Genomic DNA, 24,462 nt, shown 5'->3' with positions numbered 1-24,462 from the left:
TTTACATTAAGTCGTTGCTGTCACTATAGTGAGGGAAAGCCATACCTTCGCTGTAACCAAGATCATTATTATCAGTCTCAGGTTTCTCTAGTTCATTCTTAGTATCAGGTTTCTCTAGTTTATTCTCAGGATCAGGTTTCTCTAGTTTATTCTCAGGATCAGGTTTCTCTAGTTTATTCTCAGGATCAGGTTTCTCTAGTTTATTCTCAGGATCAGGTTTCTCTAGTTTATTCTCAGGATCAGGTTTCTCTAGTTTATTCTTAGTATCAAGCTCTTTCCTCAGTTCATCCTTAATAGTTTGTTTTAGATCATCCTTAGTATCATCACTAATCTTAAACTTAAGACTTTTCTCTAGTTCATTCTTAATACTTTCTTTTATCTCATTCTTAGTCTTACCACTAATCTCAAACTTAAGACTTTTCTCTAGTTCATTCTTAATACTTTCTTTTAGCTCATTCTTAGTCTTATCACCAATCTCAAACTTAAGACCTTTTTCTAGTTCATTCTTAATATTTTCTATCAGTTCATTTTTAGTCTTATCATTAATCTCAAACTTAAAACATTTTTTCAGTTCATTCATAGTCCTGTCATCAATCTTACACTTAAGATCTTTACCACATTTATCATGAATCAACTTATTCTTATTAATTTTACAATCATCCAACTTTGTAAACAAATTAACTCTTACCATATCATTTACATAACATGTATTATTTGGCATTGGATGAGTATAGACGCTTTTAAACATAAAATAACTCCATCAGTAAATAAATTTATCAAACAATTAAACATAGAATAATGTGTGTACTAACAATACACACATTGTATTACTTTTATAGAAAATAAATATTTCCTTCTGCTGGTGTATTGTAGGTAGAAAGAAAGGCTGCAGCACTTTGAGAATCTACTATAGAACCGTTTATTACTTCTACACATTTATCACATTCAGAATTGTCTTCACAGCTACCCGCAAGTTTACCATCTACAACCTTAAGATTATTTTTAGAATTATGAATAATCTTTGCACACTCTTTAAACTTGTAGCCTGTTGGATCTTTGGTCTTAACATCAAGGATATCATCAGTTATTGGGTTAACCGTTATTGCAAGCTTTGAAAAATCAACGACTGTTTTAGATTCAGGTTCAGGTTTAACTTGTGGACAAGGTGGACAAGTAGGAGCAGGTGGACAAGCAGGAGCAGGTGGACAAGCAGGAGCAGGTGGACAAGCAGGAGCAGGTGGACAAGATGGTATATTTATATCGGGAAGCTGTATATTTAACTCAAGTCCATTATCGTACGGGTTAAATCGATTATGGTCACATGGATCAAAGTTATGATACCATGGATTGAATTTATGATGATGTCGTGGATCAATCATCAAGCTCTTACGTGTGGAAGTACAAGGGTCTATACATGAAGAAAAATTGTAAGTCATAAAAATCCTAAAAAATAACTATCTTACTATTATAAGATACAGAAGTTAACGATTTCATAACTCCAATGTTAAAATTAGCATATACAAATACAATACATTTAAATACGACTTTAACATAGGAGATATTGAAACTAAAAAGCTTTGCCACAGCAAAATAATGCTAAGATTTCAAGAAAAAGCTGTCAGTAGTCAAATTAGTTGTGTTAATTTTGGTAGAACTGCTATAGCCACTGCAAATGACAAGCAAGCATCTGTTTATTATATTTTTAAGCAAAATGTGAAGCACATGGTTTCCCATGTGCTATTCGAAGTACGTGTAGCAAGAGTGGCAGCACATATATTTGTAAGTGATCCAAACTTAGCAAAAATAATCAAATGTTTCACAATAAGGGTTATGATATATGTCATAATGGCTATTATATGAGTTAAAATGATTATGGCACGAATTAGTAGCACAAGGTACAAATGTAGGTGGACAAGATTGTGCACAATTCGATACTGGTGCTTGTAAAGCTGTTGGTAAATTATAAGGCATATTTAATACCGGTGCTTGTAAGCCTGATACTGGCAAATTATAAGCTGTGTTCGATACTGGTACTGGCAAACTATTAACCATAGATTGTAGTTTTGGTAGACTATTGTAAAACATAACGATCCTTAAAAAATACTATGATATTATTATAAGCTAAAATAATTAATAAAATAATAATTTAGATACTAAATTCAGCATAACAACCAACAAGTATGACTCAAATTTTCTTTCAACTTCTACTATATCTTCACCAATTTTGCATACAGCCCATCTTTACTCATTAGAGAGTCATGAGTTCCTACTTCCTCTACTCTTCCATGATTGATCACTATAATCTTGTCAGTTTTGAGTGCGGTTGATAGTCTGTGTGTGATTATAATTGTTGTTCTGTTTTGCATTAATTTGCTCAGTGCTTTTTGCACGAGGTTCTCACTTTTATAATCAAGGGCAGAGGTTGCTTCATCCAGTATTAAAACCTGAGGATTTTTCAGTATTGCTCTTGCTATTATAATACGTTGCTTTTGTCCTTCGGAAAGCTTTAGTCCTCTTTTTCCTACAAATGTATCAAATTTATCCGGCAGCTTATCAATAAATTCCATCGCATAAGCGCTGATAGCAGCTCGCCTGACTTCCTCATATTCAGCACCCGGTTTGCCGTATAGTATATTTTCCATTATTGAGCAAGAAAATATCATGTGATCTTGTGGTACTAAGCCAAACAGCGATCTTAGATCATTTAGCGCAATTGTCTTAATATTCTGTCCATCGATAGTAATACTGCCTTCACTTGGATCGTGAAAACGGAGGAGAAGCTTTAAAATGGTGCTTTTACCACTGCCAGATGGTCCAACAATTGATACTGCTTGACCTGCCTCTATAGAAAATGATACGTTATTTAATGCTGGCTTATCAGCATAAAAAAATGTTACATCGTTAAACGAAATTCCTTTTTGAACACTATTGATCCTTATAGGATTATCATTATCTAATATAGAGCTTTTCATGTTCATAAATTCAAATAAACGCTCTACAATTCCAAGACCTCGTTGCAAATCACTGATGTTATCGCTTAGATTGTTTACAGCCCCTGCAGCAAGTGCTGAATAAAACACAAATGAGGAGAGTTCTCCAATGGTCATATTATTACTTAAGACTTCTTTTATTCCCAAAAAAAGCAAAACAACTAGCGAACCTATCACACACGTGATAACTAGAGTTACTAAAATAGCACGCAAGAGTACTAATTTTACGTATGATTTTGATACTGAGTTTAGATGTTTCTGAAAACGAATTTTTTCATTTTCTTCGAGTACAAACGATTTGATAGTTACTATAGATCTAAAATTTTCCTCACTAAATGATGCAAGCTCACTTAATTTATCCTGAGCAAAGCGTGCATAATTGCGTACTTTTTTCCCAAGTGAAGTCATGACAATGAGCAGTATAGGTATTATTGCAGCTGCATATGCGGTTAGATGTAGATTTGTATACAACAGCATTGCAACACTACCAGTTAGTACCACAAAATTCCTCAATATTGTCAATAAGCTGCTGTTTATTATCGATTGCAATGCAGAGGTATCAGTAATGAGTGCTGAGATAACATCTTGCACACCTGTATTCTCAAAGAAACTTGGTTGTAAATCAGTAATACTGCTATATAAGTCATATCTGATTCTTGCGATAACTTTTTCGCTTCCAATGCCAATGAAATATAACCGAATAAATGCAGTGAGAGAGATGCCTAAAACTATCAGTATTGCAACTAATAGATTAGTAGTAAAATTATGCTCTGCGCCAGAATCAATTATGTTGCTTAAGCCCCTACCAAAAAGAAGAATCGTTAAAGCTGAAAATAGAACTGCAATAAACGCTACGGTAAAATAATGTAAACTAGGTTTTATATAGTAAAATAACTGCTTAATGTTAGATTGCATTTTATTTTAAAGTTAAGTATTTAGCTTCAGGAAAAAGTTACAGCATTAGTCTACAGTGTACTTCCTTAGAACAATACGTTCAAGAAACTTTAGCTTCTGAAGGAAAAACGCTGCGAAATTACAGAAAGTTAGCAAAAAAACTACTGAATAGACCAGAGTTTATTTTGTTCCAATATGTAATGCTACTATTCCATAACTCATATTGTGGAACTCAACATTCTTAAAGCCTACCTCTTCAATTTCCATTTTAAAGTTAGTCTGAGTTGGAAATTCTCTTATGCTTTTTACTAGATATTCATAAGAACCCTTATCTTTAGCAACTATGCTGCCAATTTTAGGAATTACTTTAAATGAGTATAAGTCATAAAATTTGGTGAATATCTCATTTTGATAATGCATAGGGGCAAATTCCAAGCAGACAAATTGTCCATTTTGCTTCAATACCCTATATGCTTCACTTAAAGCCTTTTTACGGTCAGAAAAGTTTCGAATACCAAAAGCTACTGTATAATAATCAAATTCAGAATCTTCAAATGGTAAGCTCTCTGCATTTGCACATACCCAATTGAAATTTAGCTGATTTGAATTTATTGCTTTATCACGCCCTTTGTCCAGCATGTTTTGATTTATATCACATACTGTAACTTGAGCACTTGGTTCACCTCTTGCTATTCTTATAGCTATATCTCCGGTTCCTCCAGCAATATCCAAAACCTTGGAGTTCTTTTTAAAATGCACACTACTTACCATCTTCTCTTTCCATAGCCTGTGCATTCCAAGACTCATTATATCATTCATGATGTCGTAGCAATTTGCTACAGAATCGAAAACCTCTTTAACTAGTTGTGATTTATCCATATTTTATATAGAGATTGCTTACATAATTATTTTAAACTTTAGCAGTTAAATTAATATACTAATGAGAAAAATATACTACAATTAAACATATTTAATCCAGTAAATCATTAGTGTCGACAGCTTTTTCACAAAATATCATCTCTCTTATTATGATATTATCTGTAGCAGTTGTTGATATGGCAACAGACTTATACTCAGTTGCATTGCCAAGTATTGCCAACTATTTTAAGGTGAAAGGTAATATAGCGCAGCTTACGATCAGTTTAAATTTAGTAGGAGTTGCAATATCTGGATTAATTTATGGGCCACTGTCAGACTATTATGGTAGGCGCCTAATAATGCTGATTGGCATGGCAATTTTTACTTTGGCAAGTATTGTATGTTGCATAGCTGACAATATTATACTTTTAATATTAATCCGTTTTATACAAGGAGCAGGAGCTGGTGTTGCAGGCGTTGTCGGATATGCAGCAATCAGGGATATGTACTCAGGTAGTGAATACTCAAGAGTAATCTCAAAGTTAAATATGGTAGTAGCACTTTCACCTGGAATAGCTCCAGTGGTAGGCAGTTATATAATTTCACATGGTTATAGTTGGAAATTTTTGTTTTTTATCATATCACTTGCCGCAATTATTATGCTCATTTTTATTTACTTGAAGCTACAAGAAACGCTGACCGTAAATAAAAGTAAAGCCAGTATTAATATCTTCAAGCAGTATATATTAATATTTAAGAATTATCGTTTCCTTGGGTTTTCAGCCATTCATGGATTAACTTTCATGTGGCTTTGGGCATACATTGCTAACTACCCGTTCATATTTGAATCAATGGGCGTTGAAGTACAATATTTTGGCTATCTCATATCAATCATAGTTATATTTTACATAATTGGAACTTTAATTAATAGAAGGTACGTACCAAAAATAGGAGTGAGCAAGATGTTAATAATAGGTTTGGTATTACCGATGATATCGGATGGTTTATTGGTATATTTTTATCTCACAAACAAGTTAAGTGTACTTATTCTTCAAGTTACTTGGATTCCGAGCAATATCGGGCTTGCACTCGTAATCAGCAATAACGTAACTTCTGCTTTAGAAACGGTCAAAAGTATAGGGCTTGGTAGTGCAGTTCTCTCATTTTGCAATATGATGTTTGGGGCTGTTGGAATATACATAGTAGGAAAATTCTTTTCTTATGGCATTTTACCAAATTTACTATTAACAGTTGTATGTTCTATAATTGCAATTCTTATATATAGTTTACTTAAATATACTGAAAAACACGAAGGATAATCATTATTTCTACAACCCAGATTTCATGAATTATTAATTACCTTACTATAGTAATGCAATTTTATAGAGAAGTGTTAAATGAATTATTCAATCAGAAATATAGATGCTGCTTTACTTGATGCTGCTAAAAGAGGTGATCTTAATGAAGCAAAGCGCCTAATAATTGAAGAAGCTGATGTTAATGCATATGATGGATCTCAAGGTAATTCTCTATATTGGGCTGTTAAAAATAATCATTCTTATATAGCAAAAGTTCTATTAGATAATGGAGCAGATTTTATTGCTTATGACTCTTCTCGAGAACGCCACGTGTTAAATAAATACGAAGAAGTAAAAGCTGAGCATTGTAAGGTTTCTCTACATCTGGCTGCCAGACTTGGCGACTTGAAAGTAGTAGAAGACCTATTAAAGAAAGAAGCAAATGTTAATACAAAAAATGATAAAGGACAGACTCCTTTAGATTTAGCTAAGACAGAAGAAATAAAAAATCTATTACAAAGCATAAAAGATGCCAATGACAAATTGCTTGAAGCTGCTAAAAGCGGTAATATTGATGATGTAGAAAATCTGTTAAATAGAGAAGAAAAAGTACAGGTTAACGCAGAAAATGAATTTGAAGAGACCCCTCTACACTTATCTGCTCAAAATGGACATAAAGACGTAGTGGAATTTCTACTCAGCAAAGGAGCAAAAATTGATGCAAAAAATGAATTTGAAGAGACTCCTCTACATTTGGCTGCTCAAAATGGACATAAAGGTGTAGTAGAATTTCTATTCAGTAAAGGAGCAAAGGTTGATGCACAAAGTGATGATCTAAGCACCCCTTTACATTTTGCTGCTAAATATGGACATAAAGACGTAGTAGAATTTCTACTCAGCAAAGGAGCAAAGGTTGATGCACAAAGTGATGATCTAAGTACCCCTTTACATTTTGCTGCTAAAAGTAGATATAAAGATACAGAAAAGATAGTAAAATTTCTACTTGATAAAGGAGCAGACGTTAATGCACAAAATAATGCAGGAGAAACCCCTTTACATTTAATTCTTCAAAAAATAGACCTAGATATAGATACAGATAAATTCTATACTCTACTGAACAAAAAAGGCATCAATGTTAATCTAACAGATAAAAATAAAGAGACTCCTTTGCATTTTTTTTTAAAAAAGAAAGCGATGGAGATACCTGAATTGGACGATCTACTGAAAGTAGAAAGTATCAATGTTAATTTACAAAATATAGATGGAAAGACTCCTTTACACCTGGTAATTGAAAAAAACAACTGGAATACATTGCCTAATGTATCGTGGAGCCGTGAAAAGATGGTCGATATTCTAATAGGAATGAAGGCAAATGTTAATGCAGTAGATAAGGATGAGAGGACTCCTTTACATTGGGCTGCAGGATATGGTAGAAAAGAGATAGTAAAAGCTCTAATAAACGCAGAAGTAAATGTTAACGCAGTAGATAAGGATGAGAGGACTCCTTTACATTGGGCTGCAAACTATGATAGAAAAGAGATAGTAGAAGCTCTAATAAACGCAGAAGCAAATGTTAATGCACAAGATAAATATGGAAAGACTCCTTTAGATTTAGCTAGCACAGAAGAAATAAAAACTCTATTACTAAAACCCCCCAAAAAAATTGATGACAGTATAGCATCAAAAGATAATGAAGTAGGTCAAGAGGAAGATGCTGAGCAAGAAGGTAATGCCCAACTAAGTTTACAAGAACAAGAGGAAGAATCACAGGAGATCAGTGCAGAAGAAGAAAGTGATGTAAAAATTGAAGCTGCTGATAATGGACATCTTCCTTATGCAGAACCTACACAAAATAGAGTATCGACAAATGAAGAGCAACCGAGCTCTTTTTTCGATAATTTGCTTAATATAATTATGAAGCCCTTTTCTTTAATTGCATCATTTTTTGGTGGCTTTTTTTCATGGTTGTTTGGATCTGATGAACCATCAACTGAATATGATCAAATAATTGCACCAAGTAACTCAGGAGGAGAGGAGCTAACAAACTATCAAGAGGGTGACAATAATATTATATAATAGATTTCTTGCATAACTGGCATTCAAAGGAAAATCAGTTGATGTCATGAAAGTAGCTGACACTGGCACCCAGTTAAATTTACGGAGTATAATGGATTCCAGTGTCAAGCACTGGAATGACAAGAAAGGGAGCACTGACTTGAACATTCCCCTGAACAGATACCTTGATACATTAAAGTTTCTAGGTTTGAGTAGTGAAATCCGATTCAGTGTGAAAATTAGCAAACTCCTTTTTAAGCTGTAGAATAAAATTTTTTATTTTAATGAAAAAATTGCTTCCGCATACTCAAGATGCCATTATAATGATGGTAGAGATATTTAGAGAGCTCAAAATTTATCTTGGTCTGCAGACCTTTTAACCAATTTTTCAATAAAAATTCAGCTACATCTGTTGTGTGTACATTCTGAATCTTTTTTATACAGGAGGATTTTATGTCCAGAATTCCAGATATTTGACCTTTACTTTAGCTAACAACAGGCGCCTGTAGTTTTTAGAATTAGTGTTAACACGGTTTTTCTACTTTTTTTTTCTTAATGTTTTAACTCAATACACACCATCATCATTTACTGCTTCTAAATATATCATTGCTAAACACACGCCGCTGTGTATTTCTATAGATAACTCATTGCCTAGACTTCGATTAAAGCAAGAATTCTTTCCTGGAAAAGCAAGGTTACTATGGCATAGTTCCCATTGTAATCCTTTAGTTGATATTTGAGCTTTCGGTATACCAAGTAAGGATATTTTAGTATTTTTTAGCAAAGAGGAAAAATAGCTAATACCTTTTTGTAAGGCGTACCCCACCATGGAAGGCGAAGGCATATAAAAGATACTATCTGTACTTGAAAAAATGTTGATATTTTGTAGTATATGATCAATTGCTCCTCCAGTAATACCCGTTACTATTGATGGCAATAACTTTACTGTTTTTAAGTGAGCCATTGCTTTAGAAAAGTCGCAATAATCTTGATCAGGTAGATATACTGTATTTAAGTTAGCACGTAAATTCGGATTTATACTATCCAAATCTCCTATTACAAGATCAGGTTTTACGCCAATTGATAGAAGCTTGTTTGCTCCTCCATCTACAGCAATAACAGGTATATCTTGTTTAAAAAACGATGAATCAGGTATTTCTCCATTTAGTACTACAATAGAACGATATTCTTGCTCCACGCTACAATGTAGCATATGGTTATAAAACGCTTCGTGCAGTTTTTGCATCGTAGTAACATTTTTGAACAATTGATATTATACTGATCACTAATCCAGCAATATTACTGAGTATCATAAAAGTTAAACCCTGACAAATACCGTAAATAAGCCAAGATGATGAAAAAATAAGATAATTCACCAACATTAGCATCGATACGTCACGAGTAAGTTTTGTGATATATGCTCTATATACTTGAGGCAATAACCCAATGAGAGATGTAATGAACGCGATGAAGCCAAAGCATTCTTCAATATTTATATACATACATTTTCCTACGTTTGTTTTAACAAGATCAGGTTCAAAGGGTTGTACTTTATGTACTCTCAGCTTTTTTAGAGCACCCCTAATGCGTGTAATTTATAACATCATTTAGTCTATTAATCAAGAAATTAACAGTGACTTGCATTCATGAAACCCAATCGGCTTCTATGCTAATTATTATCCAAACTAATAGTCGGCTGTGCATCCTGCTCAGAGATCAGAGCAACTAGCAAATTGTTTATCAATTGAACCTTTTGTTTTCCATCCAATTGTAAGCTTTTATTTTTTTCAAAATGGGCTATTACTTCTTCGATAATTCCTATTGCATTTTGCACTATATGCTTTCTTGCAGAGGTGATGGCATGTGCTTGTTGACGCCTCAGCATTGCTTGTGCAATCTCAGATGAATAGGCCAAATGCGATATTCTTGCTTCTGCAATTTCAATTCCAGCAATATTCAATCTTTGTTGTAGCATTGACCGCAATTCATTTGAAATTTTGTCAGAGTTTTTACGCAAAGATTCTTCATCGTTTTCGCTATCATACGGATAATTACTTGCCAGTTCTCTAATTACCGAGTCACTTTGCACAAAAACAAAATCATGATAATTATTAACATTATAATATGCCTTCGCAGGACTGCTCACTCTCCAAACAATTACTACTGAAATCTCTATCGGACTTCCATTAGCATCATTAACTTTAATTTTTTCTGTATTGATATTCTGAAATTTCAAAGAAACTCTATATTTACTCGAAAACGGAAGCGTTACGCATATTCCAGACTTAAAATAAGTTCCAATATAATGACCAAAAAACTCTATCACTCTTGCTTCATTAGGATCATTAACGAAAAATCCTTGAGAAAAAGTCAATATTGAAACAGCAGCAACTCCAAGTGCAATTGTGCTGTCATACACAAAAAGTACCAATAAAATTAACCCTAGCGCTATTAGTACAGGAAAAGCCCGAATTTTACTTAGATTTCTATCATTTATTGTATTTTTATCTGTACTGTCTTCATCAGATTGCTTTTTCACTTGCACCCTCTCTGCTGATTATTTCATCTACCTTACTTACAAATAATTTAAACTCTCTTAATTCACAATCAGGCAACTTTATCTCATTGCCATGAGCTATCGTAAGCGGATCAATATGTTTACCATTATATATAACTTCATAATGTAAATGAGGTCCTGTTGCAACACCAGTGCTGCCAACATAAGCAATGATTTGTCCCTGCTTTACTTTAGAGCCTAACTTTACATCGCTACTAAATTTGCTTATATGTGCGTAACAAGTTGAATATTTATTGTTGTGCTTTATTTTGATGTAATTCCCATAGCCACCATTCTTTCCTATATATTCTATTACACCTTCTGCAGTGGCGTGTATAGGAGTGCCAAGTTTAGCTGCATAATCTACTCCTTTATGAAAAGCAATTTTACCATGAATGGGATGCTTTCTATTACCAAAATTCGAGGATATACGAAAATCTCCGTTTAAAGGACTTACGAAACTCTTTAAGCTTATCCCCTCTTTATTAAAATACTCTTCTTTGCCGTTTTGTGACTCATAATAATATAAACTTATAGCTTTATTGCTTGTTGTTAGTGAAGTATATAAAATTTTTTCTTCAGCCTTCTGATCACTCTCACACAGAACTTCCAACTTGCTTTTGGGCACAATGTCTTTTTTAAAATCTACACCATAACCTTTATATATGTCGATTAATCTCATTACTGTATTTGGCGCCAAACCTTCTGCGTCAAAAAAAGAGGATTTTATGTCACTGGATATGAATAACAACTTTCTATCACTTTCTGTCACCAAAGCAGCTTTTTTTTTCTGATCCCGTGCTGAAGTAACGCTGGAAAGTGGTTTAGGTTGCTTTCTGTTATTCCAGTGCTTGAACAGTTTTTTAATCGAAAATGTTGTATAGCGTGCTGTTTACAATCAATTTCCAGTGTCTGGGCACTGGAATGACAATAGTATTTCTGCGCAAATGTTTCAGTTGCATATGCTGGTAAAATACAAAGCAGTGGAAGTATTACCAGCCTCATAGTTTATCAGCAAAAATAAAATTACCTTCAACATACTGCACATCATCATTATCTTCTAGCTCTTCAACTAATATAGATAATTTATCAATTAATTCTTTGTCGCTAACTTCAATCAGGTCCTTTGGTTGCCATGAAAGACGAGCAAGTTCTGGTTCTCCAAATTTTGTATAGAAAGCATCACGCACTCTACCAAAATCTTTCACTTCACAAGTTATAACATATAATTCTTCCTTGTTATTTTCCTCAACATTCAATACTTCTAATTCAATTCCATAGTTAAATAAATCTTCAAAATTTATACCCTCTGCTTTATAGACAATTAAGCCTACATGATCGAAAAGGTAACTCACACATCCTGTTTCTCCCAAATTACCGCCTTTGCGAGAAAAGATATAACGTATCTCAGAAGCAGTTCGGTTGCGATTATTTGTCAGAGCATGGACAATAAGTGCAGCACCAGAAGGTCCGCAGCCTTCATATTGTATTTCTTCATAACTTTCTCCAGCAACGTTACCAGCTGCATTTTTTATTGCTGTTTCTATTTTATCTTTTGGTAGATTTTCCTTTCGCGCAGAAAAGATAGCAGAGCGAAGACGTGGATTAAGCTCGGGATCAGTTAGCCCTTGTTTTGCAGCAACTGTTATTTCCCTAATGAGCTTCGTAAATTTTTGCGAGCGCTTTGCATCCTGAGCACCTTTTCGATGTTTTATATTTGAAAACTGTGAATGACCAGCCATAAGAAAACTAATTCACCCCTTCTACTAACATATTTTCATACTGCTCAGCTTCTAAGTCAAGGCCAAGAGCTAAGTGAGCTGTTATTAAATAACTAATAACTCTAGAAGAATATTTAGAATCTTTATTGCTTATCATATCTTGAAAACGCTTAATTGCTGCTAAATATTCACCACGCTTTAGGTAAAATTCACCAATAGAATACTCTTTTTTTGATATATGTTCTGTGATTAATTTTTCTTTTTCTTTGATCTCTTCTATATATTCGCTATTCGGAAAAAGATTAATATATTCAGTAGCTAGCTCTAAAGTTTTATATGCAATTTGTTGCCCAAGCTGCACTTTATTAATTTGCATGTAATAAGATAATACTCTTAAGTAATATACATATGGCAAATCTTCACCATTTGGATAAACGTATATATAATCATCCATATCACTTGCAGCACTGCTGTAGTTACCCATATTATAGTAAGAAACTCCAGATAATAATTTTGCTTTCATTGCCCAATAAGATAAAGGATACAAATCCTCTATCTTTTGAAATGCTCTAATAGCTTGCTTATATTTTTTCTGATCATAAAGCTTAACTGCCTCCTCATATAGTTCAGTTTCAGTGTGTTCAAGATCATTCGCATATAACTGCGTGAAGGGGCAAGTCAGAAGAAAAAAGCATATGATTAAAGTCTTATACATAAGATTTTTTTTGATCAAAATAAAGTATAGACTAAATATTACCTAAATAAACAAATTTTTGGCATTATCATCGAACGAAAAGCGTCTCTTGGCCACCATTACCTATATTGCTCGCACCACCACCTATTGCAACACCCTTTCCACTCACTTCTACGTTCTCTAGCTTTCTACTATAAGAATGTGTGATCAATCCACTTCCTACCATCAAAAGAGCAATACCTACCAGACCTAAAGCAGGCCCAACAGCAGATGATGCTAATGCTACTCCAGAAATCAATATTATTTTCCTGATTAGTAATAAAGAAGAACCAGCGAGCATTAACTTAGCTGAAGACATATTGCTTGTCTTTTTTTCAAACTTCTCATCAAAGTCTTGCTCTTTTTCTACTTCATATTTTTTACTTTTCTTGTACTCGCGATAGCAGAAAGTAGCACTCGCTACAAAGTAAAATAGACTAGAAATTGAAAAAGCTACGTCTCCTATTATTCCTTGCTCCAATGCTTCACCTACTATGCTAGCCACAATAACTAATGTAACTAAAGCAGCATCAGCATAGTTAAAGTAATCATCAACGGTACAAGGAAGGTCTCTCTTTTCTTTTTCTACTGTTTTCCCACTTTCAATATTCTCCAATTCTCGTTCTTTTTGTGCTATTTTTCTATTATTATAAATTAAATATAGCGTGCAAATAAGGGATAAGACTGTGAAAGGTAATATAGTATGGCCTAATGAGCTGCTTATAAGGCCAAGTAATACCTGATCGCTACATGTTTTTTCGAGCTCAATTGCCATCAATAATGCAAATGGAACCATTGTTACCAATGATACACATTTCCTATGTAGCTCTCTTTTTTTTAGTGTTAATAGTTCTTGTTCGAGCTTTTTGCTTTTTTCTTCCTCTCTTTCTTTTCTGACTTCTTCATCAACTGTTGGCCAAAAATCCCAGAAAAAATCTTCCATTTTAGCACCTTTTTTACCTTTGGATCTTTTTAAAAAAAACTTAGTGCCTGTAATACTAGTCATATGAACAGACCAACTTATGAACTAATACATTATATAGGATTTTAATTACTAAGTCAATATTATGAAATTATTAACTTTCTTTGTATACTCTTAAGCAATTTAGTCAATCTGTTTGATGCCAGCTAGAACGTAATTATAGCCTGACCACATAGTCATAACAGCCGCAGCCCATAAGCAAACCACACCTATATATTTAGTTGCTTCATAATCACTCATTATTAACGCTACTATAGCAACCATCTGCAAAAATGTTTTAATTTTCCCAGCCTTACTCACAGGTAAACTAACGTTTGTAGCTATCAAGAACTCCCGCAAGCCTGAAACTAATATCTCCCTACAAACAATTATAACTGACGGTATAATTGTAATATCATCTATCTTATGCTTATAAACTAGCATGATTATTGTTGAAGCTACTACTAACTTGTCGGCAATTGGATCAAATAATTTGCCAAAATTCGATTGGACTTTCCATGCACGCGCTAAATAACCATCAAAAAAATCTGTAATGCACGCAAACATAAAGATCAATATTGTTATTAGACTTGCATACTTACTCTCTATATAAAAGCTTGATATTATTGCCGGTATTGCGAGCGCACGAGAAATTGTTAGCAAATTAGGCACGTTTTTCTTAAGCATGTCACATCACCCTACGTAGTAGATAAATTTATACAGAAGTACAATAGAGTTCACAAGCTAATAGTTGAACATTCATAAAAACCCCATATACTTAGGAAATTACTAACAATAAGCTCAAAGCATGAATAATGATTTAGATAACACCACAAAACAAGAAGCACTTAAGTACCATAATAAAAGTGGTAAACCTGGTAAGGTATCAGTTATACCAACAAAACCCTTATCCACACAGCATGACCTATCACTTGCTTATTCCCCTGGTGTTGCAGCCCCATGCCTTGCAATAGCTAAAAATCCTAAAGCTGTTTATGATTACACGGCAAAAAGCAATTATGTGGCTGTCATTTCAAATGGCACCGCAGTGCTGGGACTTGGCAATATCGGTCCTCTTGCTTCAAAACCCGTCATGGAAGGCAAAGCTGTTTTATTTAAGCGTTTTGCTGACATTGATGCAATTGATATAGAAGTTGACACAGAAGATATAGAAGATTTCATCAATGCAGTAAGGTATCTTGGTCCAAGTTGGGGGGGAATAAATCTAGAAGATATAAGATCTCCTGATTGTTTTATAATAGAGAAACGTCTAAATGAGTTGATGGATATTCCGGTGTTCCACGATGATCAACATGGCACTGCAGTAGTTGTTGCAGCTGGTATAGAAAATGCCCTCGATATTGCTGAAAAGAAATTAGAGAATGTCAAGATCATCATGAATGGTTCTGGAGCAGCTGGTATTGCGTGTTTGGAAATACTAAAGTCCATGGGCGCTAAGAACATAGTGCTATGTGACAAACAAGGAGTAATACACAAAGACAGAAAAGAGGACATGAATAAGTGGAAGGAAAAATATGCAATTGACACTAAAGAACGTTCTCTACTTGATGCCATAAAAGGCGCTGATGTATTCATCGGACTCTCTGCAAAGGATGTGCTCAGCGAAGAGATGTTAAAAAGCATGGGTAAAGACCCGATCATTTTTGCTCTTGCTAATCCTGATCCAGAAATAAGGCCTGAGTTTGCAAAGTCTGTAAGGCCAGATGCAATAATTGCAACTGGTAGGTCAGACTATAACAACCAAGTCAATAACGTAATGGGGTTTCCTTATATATTCAGAGGAGCACTTGATGTACATGCAACGACAATAAATGAAGAAATGAAAATTGCAGCTGCAGATGCAATAGCGAAGCTTGCCCGTGAGCCAGTGCCAAATGAGATATCTGCAGCCTATGGCGGTCGTAAAATGAGCTATGGACGTGAATATATAATACCTACTCCATTTGATCCAAGATTAATTTCTATGGTATCTCCTGCTGTTGCAAAAGCTGCCGTTACCTCAGGTGTGGCAAGAAAGGAAATAGAGGACTGGAATGAGTATGCAAGTCAATTAAAATCTCGCCTCGCTAAGGCTCTCAGCACGCTCAATTTATTGTCTTCACATACGTAATTGGATAAATTTAAAAGCGATAAACCAATCCAAACTCTAAGCCATATATGCCAAACCTATTGGTAATTGTTGTAGTTGTTGATTGCATACGTGCAGTTTCATCAACTTCATTGCTTTTACCAGCAGGAATATATTTTTCGCCAGCTAGTATCTTTGCTACTGGCAGAATACCTTTAAATTCGTTACCAAGAATACCAAAATAGCGTAAACCAGCAAACGCTTGAGTGTTTGTTGTAAGTGGATAATTAACACCAAGCTTTGCTTGGTAAGCCAAAGCATATCTGGTTTTTCCTAAAAATTTAACCTTAGTTACACCTGCACCAACTCCAAAATATGGAATGCAGAGCATTTCTCCGACGTTAAAATCATTATACACATTGATCATTCCAGCCAAATTATTAAAACCTTCATTTTTCATCTTAAATGCAGCTTTGAACTTTACTTGAACATTAGGCGGCTTTTCTTGAATTTCAATATCAACTTTTCCACTTCTCCAAGGTGATTTACGTTCTGTTCCAACAGAAACATCATCATTACGACGAAGTTCAATATATCTTGCTTTTCCTTTATCTGAGTAATCTTCATCATCTAAGTTAGTCTGAGAATATAGAACTTCAAGATCAACTCTCATATTTTTGAATACATATCCTATTGAAGCACCACCTGCAAGTCCTGGAACGTATTTAGGACTATATCCAGCCTCAATCCTCTCCTCCTCATTAAAGCTAAAAACACCTTCCGTTACATTTTCACCTGCATCTTCTTTTCCTTTTAGAGAACCTATTGCATTGAAAAATGCTCCAAAATAGTTAGCTTGAATATAAAAATTCTTTAAATTATTTATTTCACTATCATAAGATAAGCACCTAAATGAAAAAGTGAGCAAAGTTAGTAGGTATGTAAATTTAAATCTTTTATTCGCCATATAAACCTCACATAATTTCACTTTTATGCTAACATACTTCTATTTTTTATGTAGCAATTTTTTATTGCGCTCAGTTGTTTTAGATTTAGAATAAGAGTATTGTAATTTAAAGTGAATCAATGGTTGTTGCAGTTCATGAATTAGAGAAAATTATCAAACAGTCATTCCCTGGTGCCGATATAAAGATTAAGGATCTTGCTGGAGATGATGATCACTACCATTTAAAAATAACTTCCCAGTGTTTTTCTGGAAGGACAAAAATAGAACAACATAGAATGGTATATAAGGCTCTTGAAGGTCAGTCTATACATGCATTGCAACTAGAAACTGGAGCTTAAAATTAAGGTGATATTTATGAACAACTTTGAACAAATAAAAAAAGACATAGCAGAAAACGATGTAGTGCTGTATATGAAAGGCACCTCTGACTTTCCTCAATGCGGATTCTCTGGGCTCGTCGTATCAATTCTCAAAAATTTGAATGTAAAGTTTAAATGCATCAACGTACTTGAGAATGATGAAATACGTCAGTCCATAAAAAGTTTTTCTGATTGGCCAACAATTCCACAAATATATATAAAGGGAGAGTTTATTGGTGGCTGTGACATAATCCGCGAGATGTATGAAAAAGGTGAATTACAGAGTTTATTGAAAGAAAAACAGATTGTTTAGTAAGGAAATAAGCAAGAAAAAAATAGGCGTGCCTCACACCTAGCCTGATTAAAAACTTTAGTTTTTTGACTTTTGTACACTATTTGTACATAAGACATTCTCTTTAAGAAATGTACCAGGCCAAGTAATATTTGCCTGTACATCACTAATAGCGCGTGCCATATTTACATTTTGTTTAGCCTTTTTTATTAGAGAACTTAATGACGTACTGATTTTATCAATAATGCGCAGATCAGCTTTAGGAACACTTGCTTCAATTGCTTTCAGACCACTTTGCACTTTATCAAGGCTATCACTTCTTATGGCAGCAGCAATATCTATAAACAATCGCTTTAGCTCTCGAGGTTGATCTTTTATAGTAAAAAGATAGTCTGGAACGATTTCGTAATCACCATTAACATTTTGTGTGCAATATTCTTCAATAGCCTCTTTTGCATCGTAGTAATCTTGTGGATTATCAGAACAAGAATATGCTGCACAAGATTCATTTCTATAATAAGGACTCCCATTACTCTCAATGTTTTCTATTCTCTTCTTTACACTAGAAACTAAACCTTTTCCAAATACGATAGTATCGTCTCTGTCTGATTTTGAAACAGCCTCTAATAGAGTAGGTATTGCGTCTTGTCTGTAACTAAAGATAAATTCTATGCATGGAATATTACCCAAACTATTTCTAGGGCCTTCTCCACACAAAAATTTACTTGGAACATGTTGTATAAAAAAGTTAACTACATCACTTGAACTACTGTCTCCTAGCATAAGTAAAAACTCGGGAAATCTAGGATATTTATTCAAAAATAATGCACCATATATTTCATCGTCAATTGACTCCAATTCATTGTCAAAAATAATACTCCTTATCTTATTATAATCTAGCTCATTTATAGCTTCTTTTAACTTTTTATTTAAGTCAAGGTTATTCAACTCACGATAACGCTTATACTTTTCTTCACTAATACGTGGCATATAATACACTCTTTTTTTATAAAACATTTATACAACTAGCTTTCTTGTTAATAATTGTCAATACTTAGATAAGTATATTAGTAAGTATTTTTATAATTATTGCTAACACGGAATTTTATCTGATTTTTACTAAAAGTGTATATACAAGCTAAACCTTATCACCAGGCTTAACAAATAGATGACCCAATGTTATTAACTTTATAGGCTTACTTTCATTATTTGCGACTACCCAAACTCCATCGTCTTCATAATCAACAATTTCTATTGCTGTAAATACTACATAATTATTATCATCAACAATCTTTATTCCAAGAATACCATCGTCATTTAAGCTTAAGGCCGAAGAAGGAATTTTATATGCAAATCTTTCACCTGAAGGGAGGCTTACACTAGCAGTCAGTCCTTGCAAAGATATAATCTCATTATCAGTTACCTTTACCTCCACTCTATAAGATCCAGTTTTAGGCTCAGCAATTTTACTAATAAAACTCACTTCACCTACTAATTCCCTTCCGTCTAGCAAATTAATTTGCGCTGTGCTACCTAGCTTTATTTTATTTACTTCATTTTCTGAAACATATAACACCACAAGAACCTGATCAAAATTAACTATGTCAGTTATCTTATGTCCAAGATTAACAAAATCCCCTTCATTTACGTTGATCTTATCTACATAACCATCAATAGGGGATTTAATCGCAGTATTTTCTAAATCCAACTCTAGCCTTTTTAGGTCAGCTTTTGCACTCTGCAATGCAGTAAAAGCTGATTCCACTCTTATCTGTGCTCCATACCCTTTTGTATTCAATTTTCGAGAGGAATCATACTCAATTTCACGCTGATTTAATAAAGCTTTGGCTTTTTCAACTTGCTCAACTCTGTCATAATCTTCTATCTTTAAAATTACATCGCCTCTTTTTACTTTTTCACCATCAGACAAATAAATAGCAATAACTTGACCACTTGTTCTTGAGACAAGGCTGACCCTATGCAAGGGATTTACCGTACCAGAAAAATTTAAATATACAGTGCGATTTTGTGGAGTATAATCCTGAGTTTTTAATGAAAAACTACTAATTGGATTATCACTATGAACCGCCTGATCTTTTTTTAAAAATGTACTGTTGATAAAAAACAGTAGAATAAGAGCAATACCGGAAACGATGATTACTTTGTTTCTCATCCTTAAACAGTAAAATTTATTGACCAATCTTGTTAGAAATAACTGCATAAATTTTCGAATCAGAAGTGTAAGTATAACACAGCTATTGTCACTCTATAAATAGTTTTATATGAGCAAGTTTTCTTACAATAAATAAGTTTTTATTGCAAAAATGCAATTTTTAATCAAATAAAAAAGTTGTGCATAAAATTTCCATCATATTATATGATGAAAATAAGAATATTGTAACAAAACTAAATATATATTTAAACAGAGCTTTAGCCCATCACTAAACCAACACCCAATTGCTCAACACTATCAATTTTAATTTGTAAAGTGCCCTTTATAAATTTATTAGCCTGGTCTGTACTCATAAAAACTGCATGTTTATTGGGCATTAATTTTTCCATATCTGCTCTATTTTTTTTATCTTGCAAATGAGGTTCGCAAATATAGCTATACTTTTTAAAATCTAGAAGTTTAGCAAAGCCATCACGATCATTCTCATGGTGAAAAGCAACATTTATACCTACTATTTCGTCCGTTTCTTGCAGCTTTCCATCTTTATCTATTACCTGTGCCTTAGCAAGCGCAACTGTAGGCTTATGGCCATAATTTGCTCCAATAACCCTTCTTATTGAATGTTCTATTGCTATTTTTTGCACTTCAGGACTTTCATCAAACTCTTTCAAAAAATTAAGGTGTAAGTTAATATATTCAGAGTATTTCAATCTGTGTTTTTTATGTATAGTTGGTTTGTAGGACAGTTCATTTGTAGGTGACTTATAGTTTGCAAGAAGGAATTTTTGTTCATATTGCTCATTAAATTTCTTTATCTTTTCAAAATGTCTTTTATATTGAGTCAATCCATCTTTCCCTTTTTTCTCCATCCTTTTCAAGAATTCCTCTACTGGCTCTCGTTTGGCTAGATTAATTTTGCGTATAAGCGGAATTTGTTTTTTCAAGCTAATCCAATATGGTAAGCAAACAACTTTCGCATCTTTCGAAAATAGACCTTCTAACTTTTTCACTGCATTGTATAAGTTTGCTGATTCTGGTTTATAATGCCCGCTATTATTGTCTATATAAGTTATTTTACCATTTACCACTTTCATTAAACCAGAACATAAAATCGGCTTACCGCCTGCAAGAGTTGAATGACGATAAGCCCATTCGCTTTTGTTAACATTAATATGTTCATGAGTTACTAATTTTCCATCAAGCGTGATAACATAAGCTACACAACCTTTTTTACCCTTACTAATTTTATCAGTTGTATCATATAATTTGCCCTCTAAGTTGTATAACTTAAGTTCCCCATCTTGCTCGCCAATAAATTTTCTTTGATCAAATTGTTCATCAGAGTTAAAATACTTAACCCTTTTATTAGTTCCAGGAATTTTTCTTCCTTCAACTCCAACTTCTGGAAACAAATTATATCGTGGAAAAAAATAAGTAAAATTATTCTCTATCCAATACAGAATCTTATTTATGATACCAAAAACTTTTCTATTACCTAAATCAATAGAGAGTTGCTGTTCCTTTGGTACTGCTAGATGATTGGACTTTGTACCAGACTTGCCAAATTCTTTGGCAGCATATTTAAACTTTTCTAGTAAATATTCCTTACGTTCTTTTGATATTGACATTTTTACCTCACTCACTATTATTTTATCCTATATTTATTATTTTAGACAAAAAGTCAATCTTTCTTAAGATATTAAGAAAAGAAAAAGCAGCAGCAAAATAGCTAAACTGACTTAGATTTATCGACAATTTGAAAAATCATCATTCCGCTACTTGTTAGCCGAATCTATGTTCGCACAGTTAGTTATCGCTATTTACCCAACAAACTTATGCTAAGCTGTGCTGCCACTAATTTTGCAACCAGTACTCTATAAGGCGAGCATGACACATAATCAACCCCTGATTTGATGAAAAACTCTATGGACTGTGGATTCGCTCCATGCTCTCCACATATACCAAGTTTAATTTCTTTTCTGGTTTTTTTGCCCCTTTCGATAGCTATTCTGATTAATTCCCCTACCCCTTCGACATCTAGCACCTCAAAGGGATCGTTTTTGAATATGTTGCTTTCCTTATAAGAATCGAGGAAATTAACTGAATCATCTCGTGAAAGTCCCATAGTTGTTTGTGTTAAATCATTAGTGCCAAAACTAAAAAATTCTGCGTGTTTTGCGAGTTTGTCAGCAATAAGTGCTGCTCTTGGCAGTTCTATCATCGTTCCAATTGAATAGTTCACATCGAAATTTTCGGCTTCTTTCTTTATTAACTCGCATATCAGAATAAACTCTTTCTCACTCATGATAAAAGGAATCATGATTTCAGGTTTCACTTCTATCTTCTTTTCTTTCCTTAATTCACTTGCAGCACTGAGTATTGCCCTAATTTGCATGCCATATATTTCAGGATGAGAAATAGCAAGTCTACAACCTCGATGGCCAAGCATTGGATTTTTTTCTGATAACTGTGCTATTTTATTTTTTACTGATTCAACTGACTTATTCAGTGATTTGGCAATTTTCTCTATAATAGATTGATTGTGGGGCAAAAACTCATGTAGAGGTGGATCAAGTAAACGTATAGTAACCTCCCTGCCCTCCATAATAGAAAATATTTCTTTGAAATCAGACTTTTGCATTTCTTCGAGTTTATTTAATGCATTTGTCCTTTCATTTTCATCATCAGCTATTATCAACTTTTGAATGAATTCGATTCTATCACTAGCAAAAAACATATGTTCTGTGCGACATAATCCTATACCTTCTGAACCGAATTCTTTTGCAATTTTTGCATCTTTTGGAGTATCAGCATTCGCTCTCACCTTCACTGTTTTGATTTCATCTACCCAGTTAATTATCGTTTTGAATTCTTGAGATAATTCAGGCAAAATTGTAGGAAGAATACCAAGCATAACCTCTCCTGTTCCTCCATTGATGGTGATTGATTCACCTTTATTTACTTTTATATCCCCCATAGAAAGAAATTTTTCATCTTTATCAATATAAAGTCCATTTAGACTACAAATGCATGGTTTACCCATTCCACGAGTTACAACAGCGGCATGCGAGGTCATACCTCCTCGCGCTGTTACTATTCCACTTGCAGCATTCATTCCATTAATATCTTCAGGGCTCGTCTCTGATCTTACCAAAATTACTTTTTTACCCTGCTCTGCAGCTTTTTCAGCATCACTTGCACTGAATACTACATATCCAGAAGCAACACCTGGAGAAGCTGGCAGTCCTTTGCCTATTACTTCTTGATCGATTTTAACATCAAGAACTGGATGCAATAAATTGTCAAAAGTTTTTGGATCAATTCTCAATATTCCTTCCTCTTTTGTAATCGCTCCTTCTTCTACCATATCAACTATTATGCGAATAGCAGCTTCGGCTGTGCGCTTGCCAGACCTGGTCTGCAAAATCCATAACTTACCGTCCTGTACAGTAAATTCGATATCCTGCATGTCCTTATTATGCCTTTCAAGTTTTTCACATACCGCGCATAATTCTCGGTAGACACTTGGTAGCAACTTCTCCATGGTACTTTCTTGCTCCCCGTCAATTGGCATAGGAGTATAAACACCAGAAACCACATCCTCACCCTGAGCATTAACTAAAAACTCACCAAAAAGCTTTTTTTCTCCAGTTGAAGGATTCCTTGTAAATATCACACCAGTTGCTGAATTATCATTCAGATTACCAAAAACCATTGCTTGTACATTAACTGCAGTTCCAAGGTTTTCAGGAATATTATGTATTCTTCTATAGGAAACAGCCCTATCGTTTTTCCAAGAGGCAAATACTGCATTAACCGAGTTTAACAATTGCTCTTCAACGTTCTGCGGGAAATGCTTTCCAGTTTTTTCACATACTATCTCTTTAAAATCATTAACAATTTTCTTTAAAACATCAACATTAAGATCAGCTAAGCTTTTTGCTCCACTTTTTTGCTGTTCACTATCAACAATGTCTTGAAATAAGTGATGGTCAAGCTGTAGTACAACACTCGAGTACATCATGATGAAACGACAGTAGCTATCATAGGCAAAACGTTCGCCACTTTTTTTTGCAAGCCCAACAACGGTTGCATCATTTAGGCCAACATTTAGGACTGTATCGAGCATGCCCGGCATTGAATTCACACTACCAGAGCGTATGGAAACTAATAAAGGATTATTTGAATCCCCGAATTTACAACCGATGTCACTTTCGAGCATCGCCATGTAGTTTTTTATCTCGTTACGTAGATCACAAGACAATTCATTATCTTGACAATAGGCCTGACAAACAGCAGTGGAAATTGTAAAACCAGGTGGAACAGGAATGCCAATGTTACACATCTCTGCCAGATTTGCTCCCTTCCCTCCTAGTAGATTTCTCATTGCTGCATTACCTTCACAGTTGCTTTGGCTAAAGTAATATATTAACTTTTCTTGCATTTTTTTCGGATTTTCACTAATAAACATACTATACATACTATTCTAATAAATTTGTCAGGCAGGAGTAATAA

General features: G+C 34.0%; 22 protein-coding genes, 1 pseudogene and 1 riboswitch. Of the genes and pseudogenes, 6 read left to right on the top strand and 17 right to left on the bottom strand.

Annotated features, from left to right (window positions below; translation table 11 throughout):
- Position 1: 1 nt before the first annotated feature.
- Together ABWU35_RS03675 and ABWU35_RS03670 are read right to left on the bottom strand one after the other, a co-directional pair.
- The gene (locus ABWU35_RS03675) at positions 2-748 is read right to left on the bottom strand and encodes a hypothetical protein (protein ID WP_264685493.1); all 747 of its coding nucleotides are present in this window, start codon (positions 746-748) and stop codon (positions 2-4) included.
- An 85-nt stretch (positions 749-833) separates the two neighbouring features.
- The gene (locus ABWU35_RS03670) at positions 834-1,436 is read right to left on the bottom strand and encodes a hypothetical protein (protein ID WP_264687287.1); all 603 of its coding nucleotides are present in this window, start codon (positions 1,434-1,436) and stop codon (positions 834-836) included.
- Positions 1,437-1,593: 157 nt separating this feature from the next.
- Between ABWU35_RS03670 and ABWU35_RS03665 the strand changes: the two genes are divergently transcribed.
- Positions 1,594-1,860 carry a hypothetical protein gene (locus ABWU35_RS03665; RefSeq protein WP_019236943.1) on the top strand — a complete coding sequence of 89 codons (267 nt, stop codon included), beginning with the start codon at positions 1,594-1,596 and terminating at the stop codon, positions 1,858-1,860.
- A 347-nt stretch (positions 1,861-2,207) separates the two neighbouring features.
- Here ABWU35_RS03665 and ABWU35_RS03660 read toward each other — a convergent pair whose 3' ends face one another.
- Both ABWU35_RS03660 and ubiE read right to left on the bottom strand, forming a co-directional pair.
- A complete protein-coding gene (locus tag ABWU35_RS03660) occupies positions 2,208-3,905 on the bottom strand; it encodes an ABC transporter ATP-binding protein (protein WP_019236942.1) in 1,698 nt (565 codons plus the stop codon).
- 159 nt (positions 3,906-4,064) lie between these two features.
- Positions 4,065-4,763, bottom strand: coding sequence for a bifunctional demethylmenaquinone methyltransferase/2-methoxy-6-polyprenyl-1,4-benzoquinol methylase UbiE (ubiE, locus tag ABWU35_RS03655; RefSeq protein WP_006012444.1), 699 nt, complete (start codon positions 4,761-4,763; stop codon positions 4,065-4,067).
- 149 nt (positions 4,764-4,912) lie between these two features.
- On the opposite strand from ubiE, the gene ABWU35_RS03650 reads away from it, so the two are divergent.
- Together ABWU35_RS03650 and ABWU35_RS03645 are read left to right on the top strand one after the other, a co-directional pair.
- Positions 4,913-6,061, top strand: a complete 1,149-nt coding sequence (locus tag ABWU35_RS03650) for a Bcr/CflA family efflux MFS transporter (RefSeq protein ID WP_213863931.1) — start codon at positions 4,913-4,915, stop codon at positions 6,059-6,061.
- 78 nt (positions 6,062-6,139) lie between these two features.
- Complete coding sequence (locus tag ABWU35_RS03645; protein ID WP_264685494.1) at positions 6,140-8,116, top strand: ankyrin repeat domain-containing protein; 1,977 nt, start codon at positions 6,140-6,142, stop codon at positions 8,114-8,116.
- A 544-nt stretch (positions 8,117-8,660) separates the two neighbouring features.
- Here ABWU35_RS03645 and ABWU35_RS03640 read toward each other — a convergent pair.
- From ABWU35_RS03640 to pgsA, 8 genes and pseudogenes are all read right to left on the bottom strand, one after another.
- Complete coding sequence (locus ABWU35_RS03640; RefSeq protein WP_213863930.1) at positions 8,661-9,341, bottom strand: thiamine diphosphokinase; 681 nt, start codon at positions 9,339-9,341, stop codon at positions 8,661-8,663.
- Positions 9,313-9,597, bottom strand: a complete 285-nt coding sequence (locus ABWU35_RS03635) for a SemiSWEET family sugar transporter (RefSeq protein WP_026097271.1) — start codon at positions 9,595-9,597, stop codon at positions 9,313-9,315. The genes ABWU35_RS03640 and ABWU35_RS03635 overlap by 29 nt, the downstream gene beginning before the upstream one ends.
- Positions 9,586-9,688, bottom strand: a riboswitch (TPP riboswitch). (Overlaps the previous gene by 12 nt.)
- 76 nt (positions 9,689-9,764) lie before the next feature.
- Positions 9,765-10,634: an SPFH domain-containing protein gene (locus ABWU35_RS03630; RefSeq protein WP_019236939.1), complete on the bottom strand. Its 870-nt coding sequence runs from the start codon at positions 10,632-10,634 to the stop codon at positions 9,765-9,767.
- Positions 10,618-11,657: pseudogene (locus ABWU35_RS03625) on the bottom strand (M23 family metallopeptidase). The gene ABWU35_RS03630 and the pseudogene ABWU35_RS03625 overlap by 17 nt, the downstream one beginning before the upstream one ends.
- Entirely contained in the window at positions 11,654-12,394 is a 741-nt protein-coding gene (locus ABWU35_RS03620; protein WP_019236937.1) for a YebC/PmpR family DNA-binding transcriptional regulator, read from the bottom strand. Before ABWU35_RS03620 ends, ABWU35_RS03625 begins: the two are co-directional and overlap by 4 nt.
- Positions 12,395-12,401: 7 nt before the next feature.
- Positions 12,402-13,088 (bottom strand): outer membrane protein assembly factor BamD, encoded by a 687-nt coding sequence (bamD, locus tag ABWU35_RS03615; protein WP_007302577.1) that lies wholly within the window; start codon positions 13,086-13,088, stop codon positions 12,402-12,404.
- Between the two features lie 67 nt (positions 13,089-13,155).
- Positions 13,156-14,112 carry a hypothetical protein gene (locus tag ABWU35_RS03610; protein WP_007302576.1) on the bottom strand — a complete coding sequence of 319 codons (957 nt, stop codon included), beginning with the start codon at positions 14,110-14,112 and terminating at the stop codon, positions 13,156-13,158.
- Between the two features lie 99 nt (positions 14,113-14,211).
- On the bottom strand, positions 14,212-14,754 hold the full coding sequence (gene pgsA / locus ABWU35_RS03605; protein ID WP_006012406.1) for a CDP-diacylglycerol--glycerol-3-phosphate 3-phosphatidyltransferase: 543 nt from the start codon (positions 14,752-14,754) through the stop codon (positions 14,212-14,214).
- 121 nt (positions 14,755-14,875) lie between these two features.
- Here pgsA and ABWU35_RS03600 point away from each other — a divergent pair, with 121 nt between their 5' ends.
- Positions 14,876-16,198: a malic enzyme-like NAD(P)-binding protein gene (locus tag ABWU35_RS03600; protein ID WP_007302575.1), complete on the top strand. Its 1,323-nt coding sequence runs from the start codon at positions 14,876-14,878 to the stop codon at positions 16,196-16,198.
- 10 nt (positions 16,199-16,208) lie between these two features.
- On the opposite strand, the gene ABWU35_RS03595 is transcribed toward ABWU35_RS03600, so the two are convergent.
- Positions 16,209-17,123 (bottom strand): P44/Msp2 family outer membrane protein, encoded by a 915-nt coding sequence (locus ABWU35_RS03595; RefSeq protein WP_019236934.1) that lies wholly within the window; start codon positions 17,121-17,123, stop codon positions 16,209-16,211.
- 119 nt (positions 17,124-17,242) lie between these two features.
- Between ABWU35_RS03595 and ABWU35_RS03590 the strand changes: the two genes are divergently transcribed.
- Both ABWU35_RS03590 and grxD read left to right on the top strand, forming a co-directional pair.
- Complete coding sequence (locus ABWU35_RS03590) at positions 17,243-17,461, top strand: BolA/IbaG family iron-sulfur metabolism protein (RefSeq protein WP_007302571.1); 219 nt, start codon at positions 17,243-17,245, stop codon at positions 17,459-17,461.
- 16 nt (positions 17,462-17,477) lie between these two features.
- Positions 17,478-17,795, top strand: coding sequence for a Grx4 family monothiol glutaredoxin (grxD, locus tag ABWU35_RS03585; RefSeq protein WP_007302570.1), 318 nt, complete (start codon positions 17,478-17,480; stop codon positions 17,793-17,795).
- A gap of 57 nt (positions 17,796-17,852) precedes the next feature.
- Here the strand turns inward: grxD and ABWU35_RS03580 are convergent, their stop codons facing one another.
- From ABWU35_RS03580 to ppdK, 4 genes are all read right to left on the bottom strand, one after another.
- Complete coding sequence (locus ABWU35_RS03580) at positions 17,853-18,764, bottom strand: hypothetical protein (protein ID WP_231834404.1); 912 nt, start codon at positions 18,762-18,764, stop codon at positions 17,853-17,855.
- A gap of 148 nt (positions 18,765-18,912) precedes the next feature.
- Positions 18,913-19,995 carry an efflux RND transporter periplasmic adaptor subunit gene (locus ABWU35_RS03575; protein ID WP_213863928.1) on the bottom strand — a complete coding sequence of 361 codons (1,083 nt, stop codon included), beginning with the start codon at positions 19,993-19,995 and terminating at the stop codon, positions 18,913-18,915.
- A gap of 209 nt (positions 19,996-20,204) precedes the next feature.
- Positions 20,205-21,575 carry a hypothetical protein gene (locus ABWU35_RS03570; protein WP_353275858.1) on the bottom strand — a complete coding sequence of 457 codons (1,371 nt, stop codon included), beginning with the start codon at positions 21,573-21,575 and terminating at the stop codon, positions 20,205-20,207.
- A gap of 188 nt (positions 21,576-21,763) precedes the next feature.
- Positions 21,764-24,418, bottom strand: a complete 2,655-nt coding sequence (ppdK, locus tag ABWU35_RS03565; protein WP_007302565.1) for a pyruvate, phosphate dikinase — start codon at positions 24,416-24,418, stop codon at positions 21,764-21,766.
- Positions 24,419-24,462: the final 44 nt, after the last annotated feature.

The sequence above is a fragment of the Wolbachia endosymbiont (group B) of Xylocampa areola genome (genome assembly GCF_964028205.1).
Taxonomy (GTDB): Bacteria; Pseudomonadota; Alphaproteobacteria; order Rickettsiales; family Anaplasmataceae; genus Wolbachia.
Note: the sequence above shows the minus strand (reverse complement) of the source record. Positions and strands in the feature narration are given on the sequence as shown.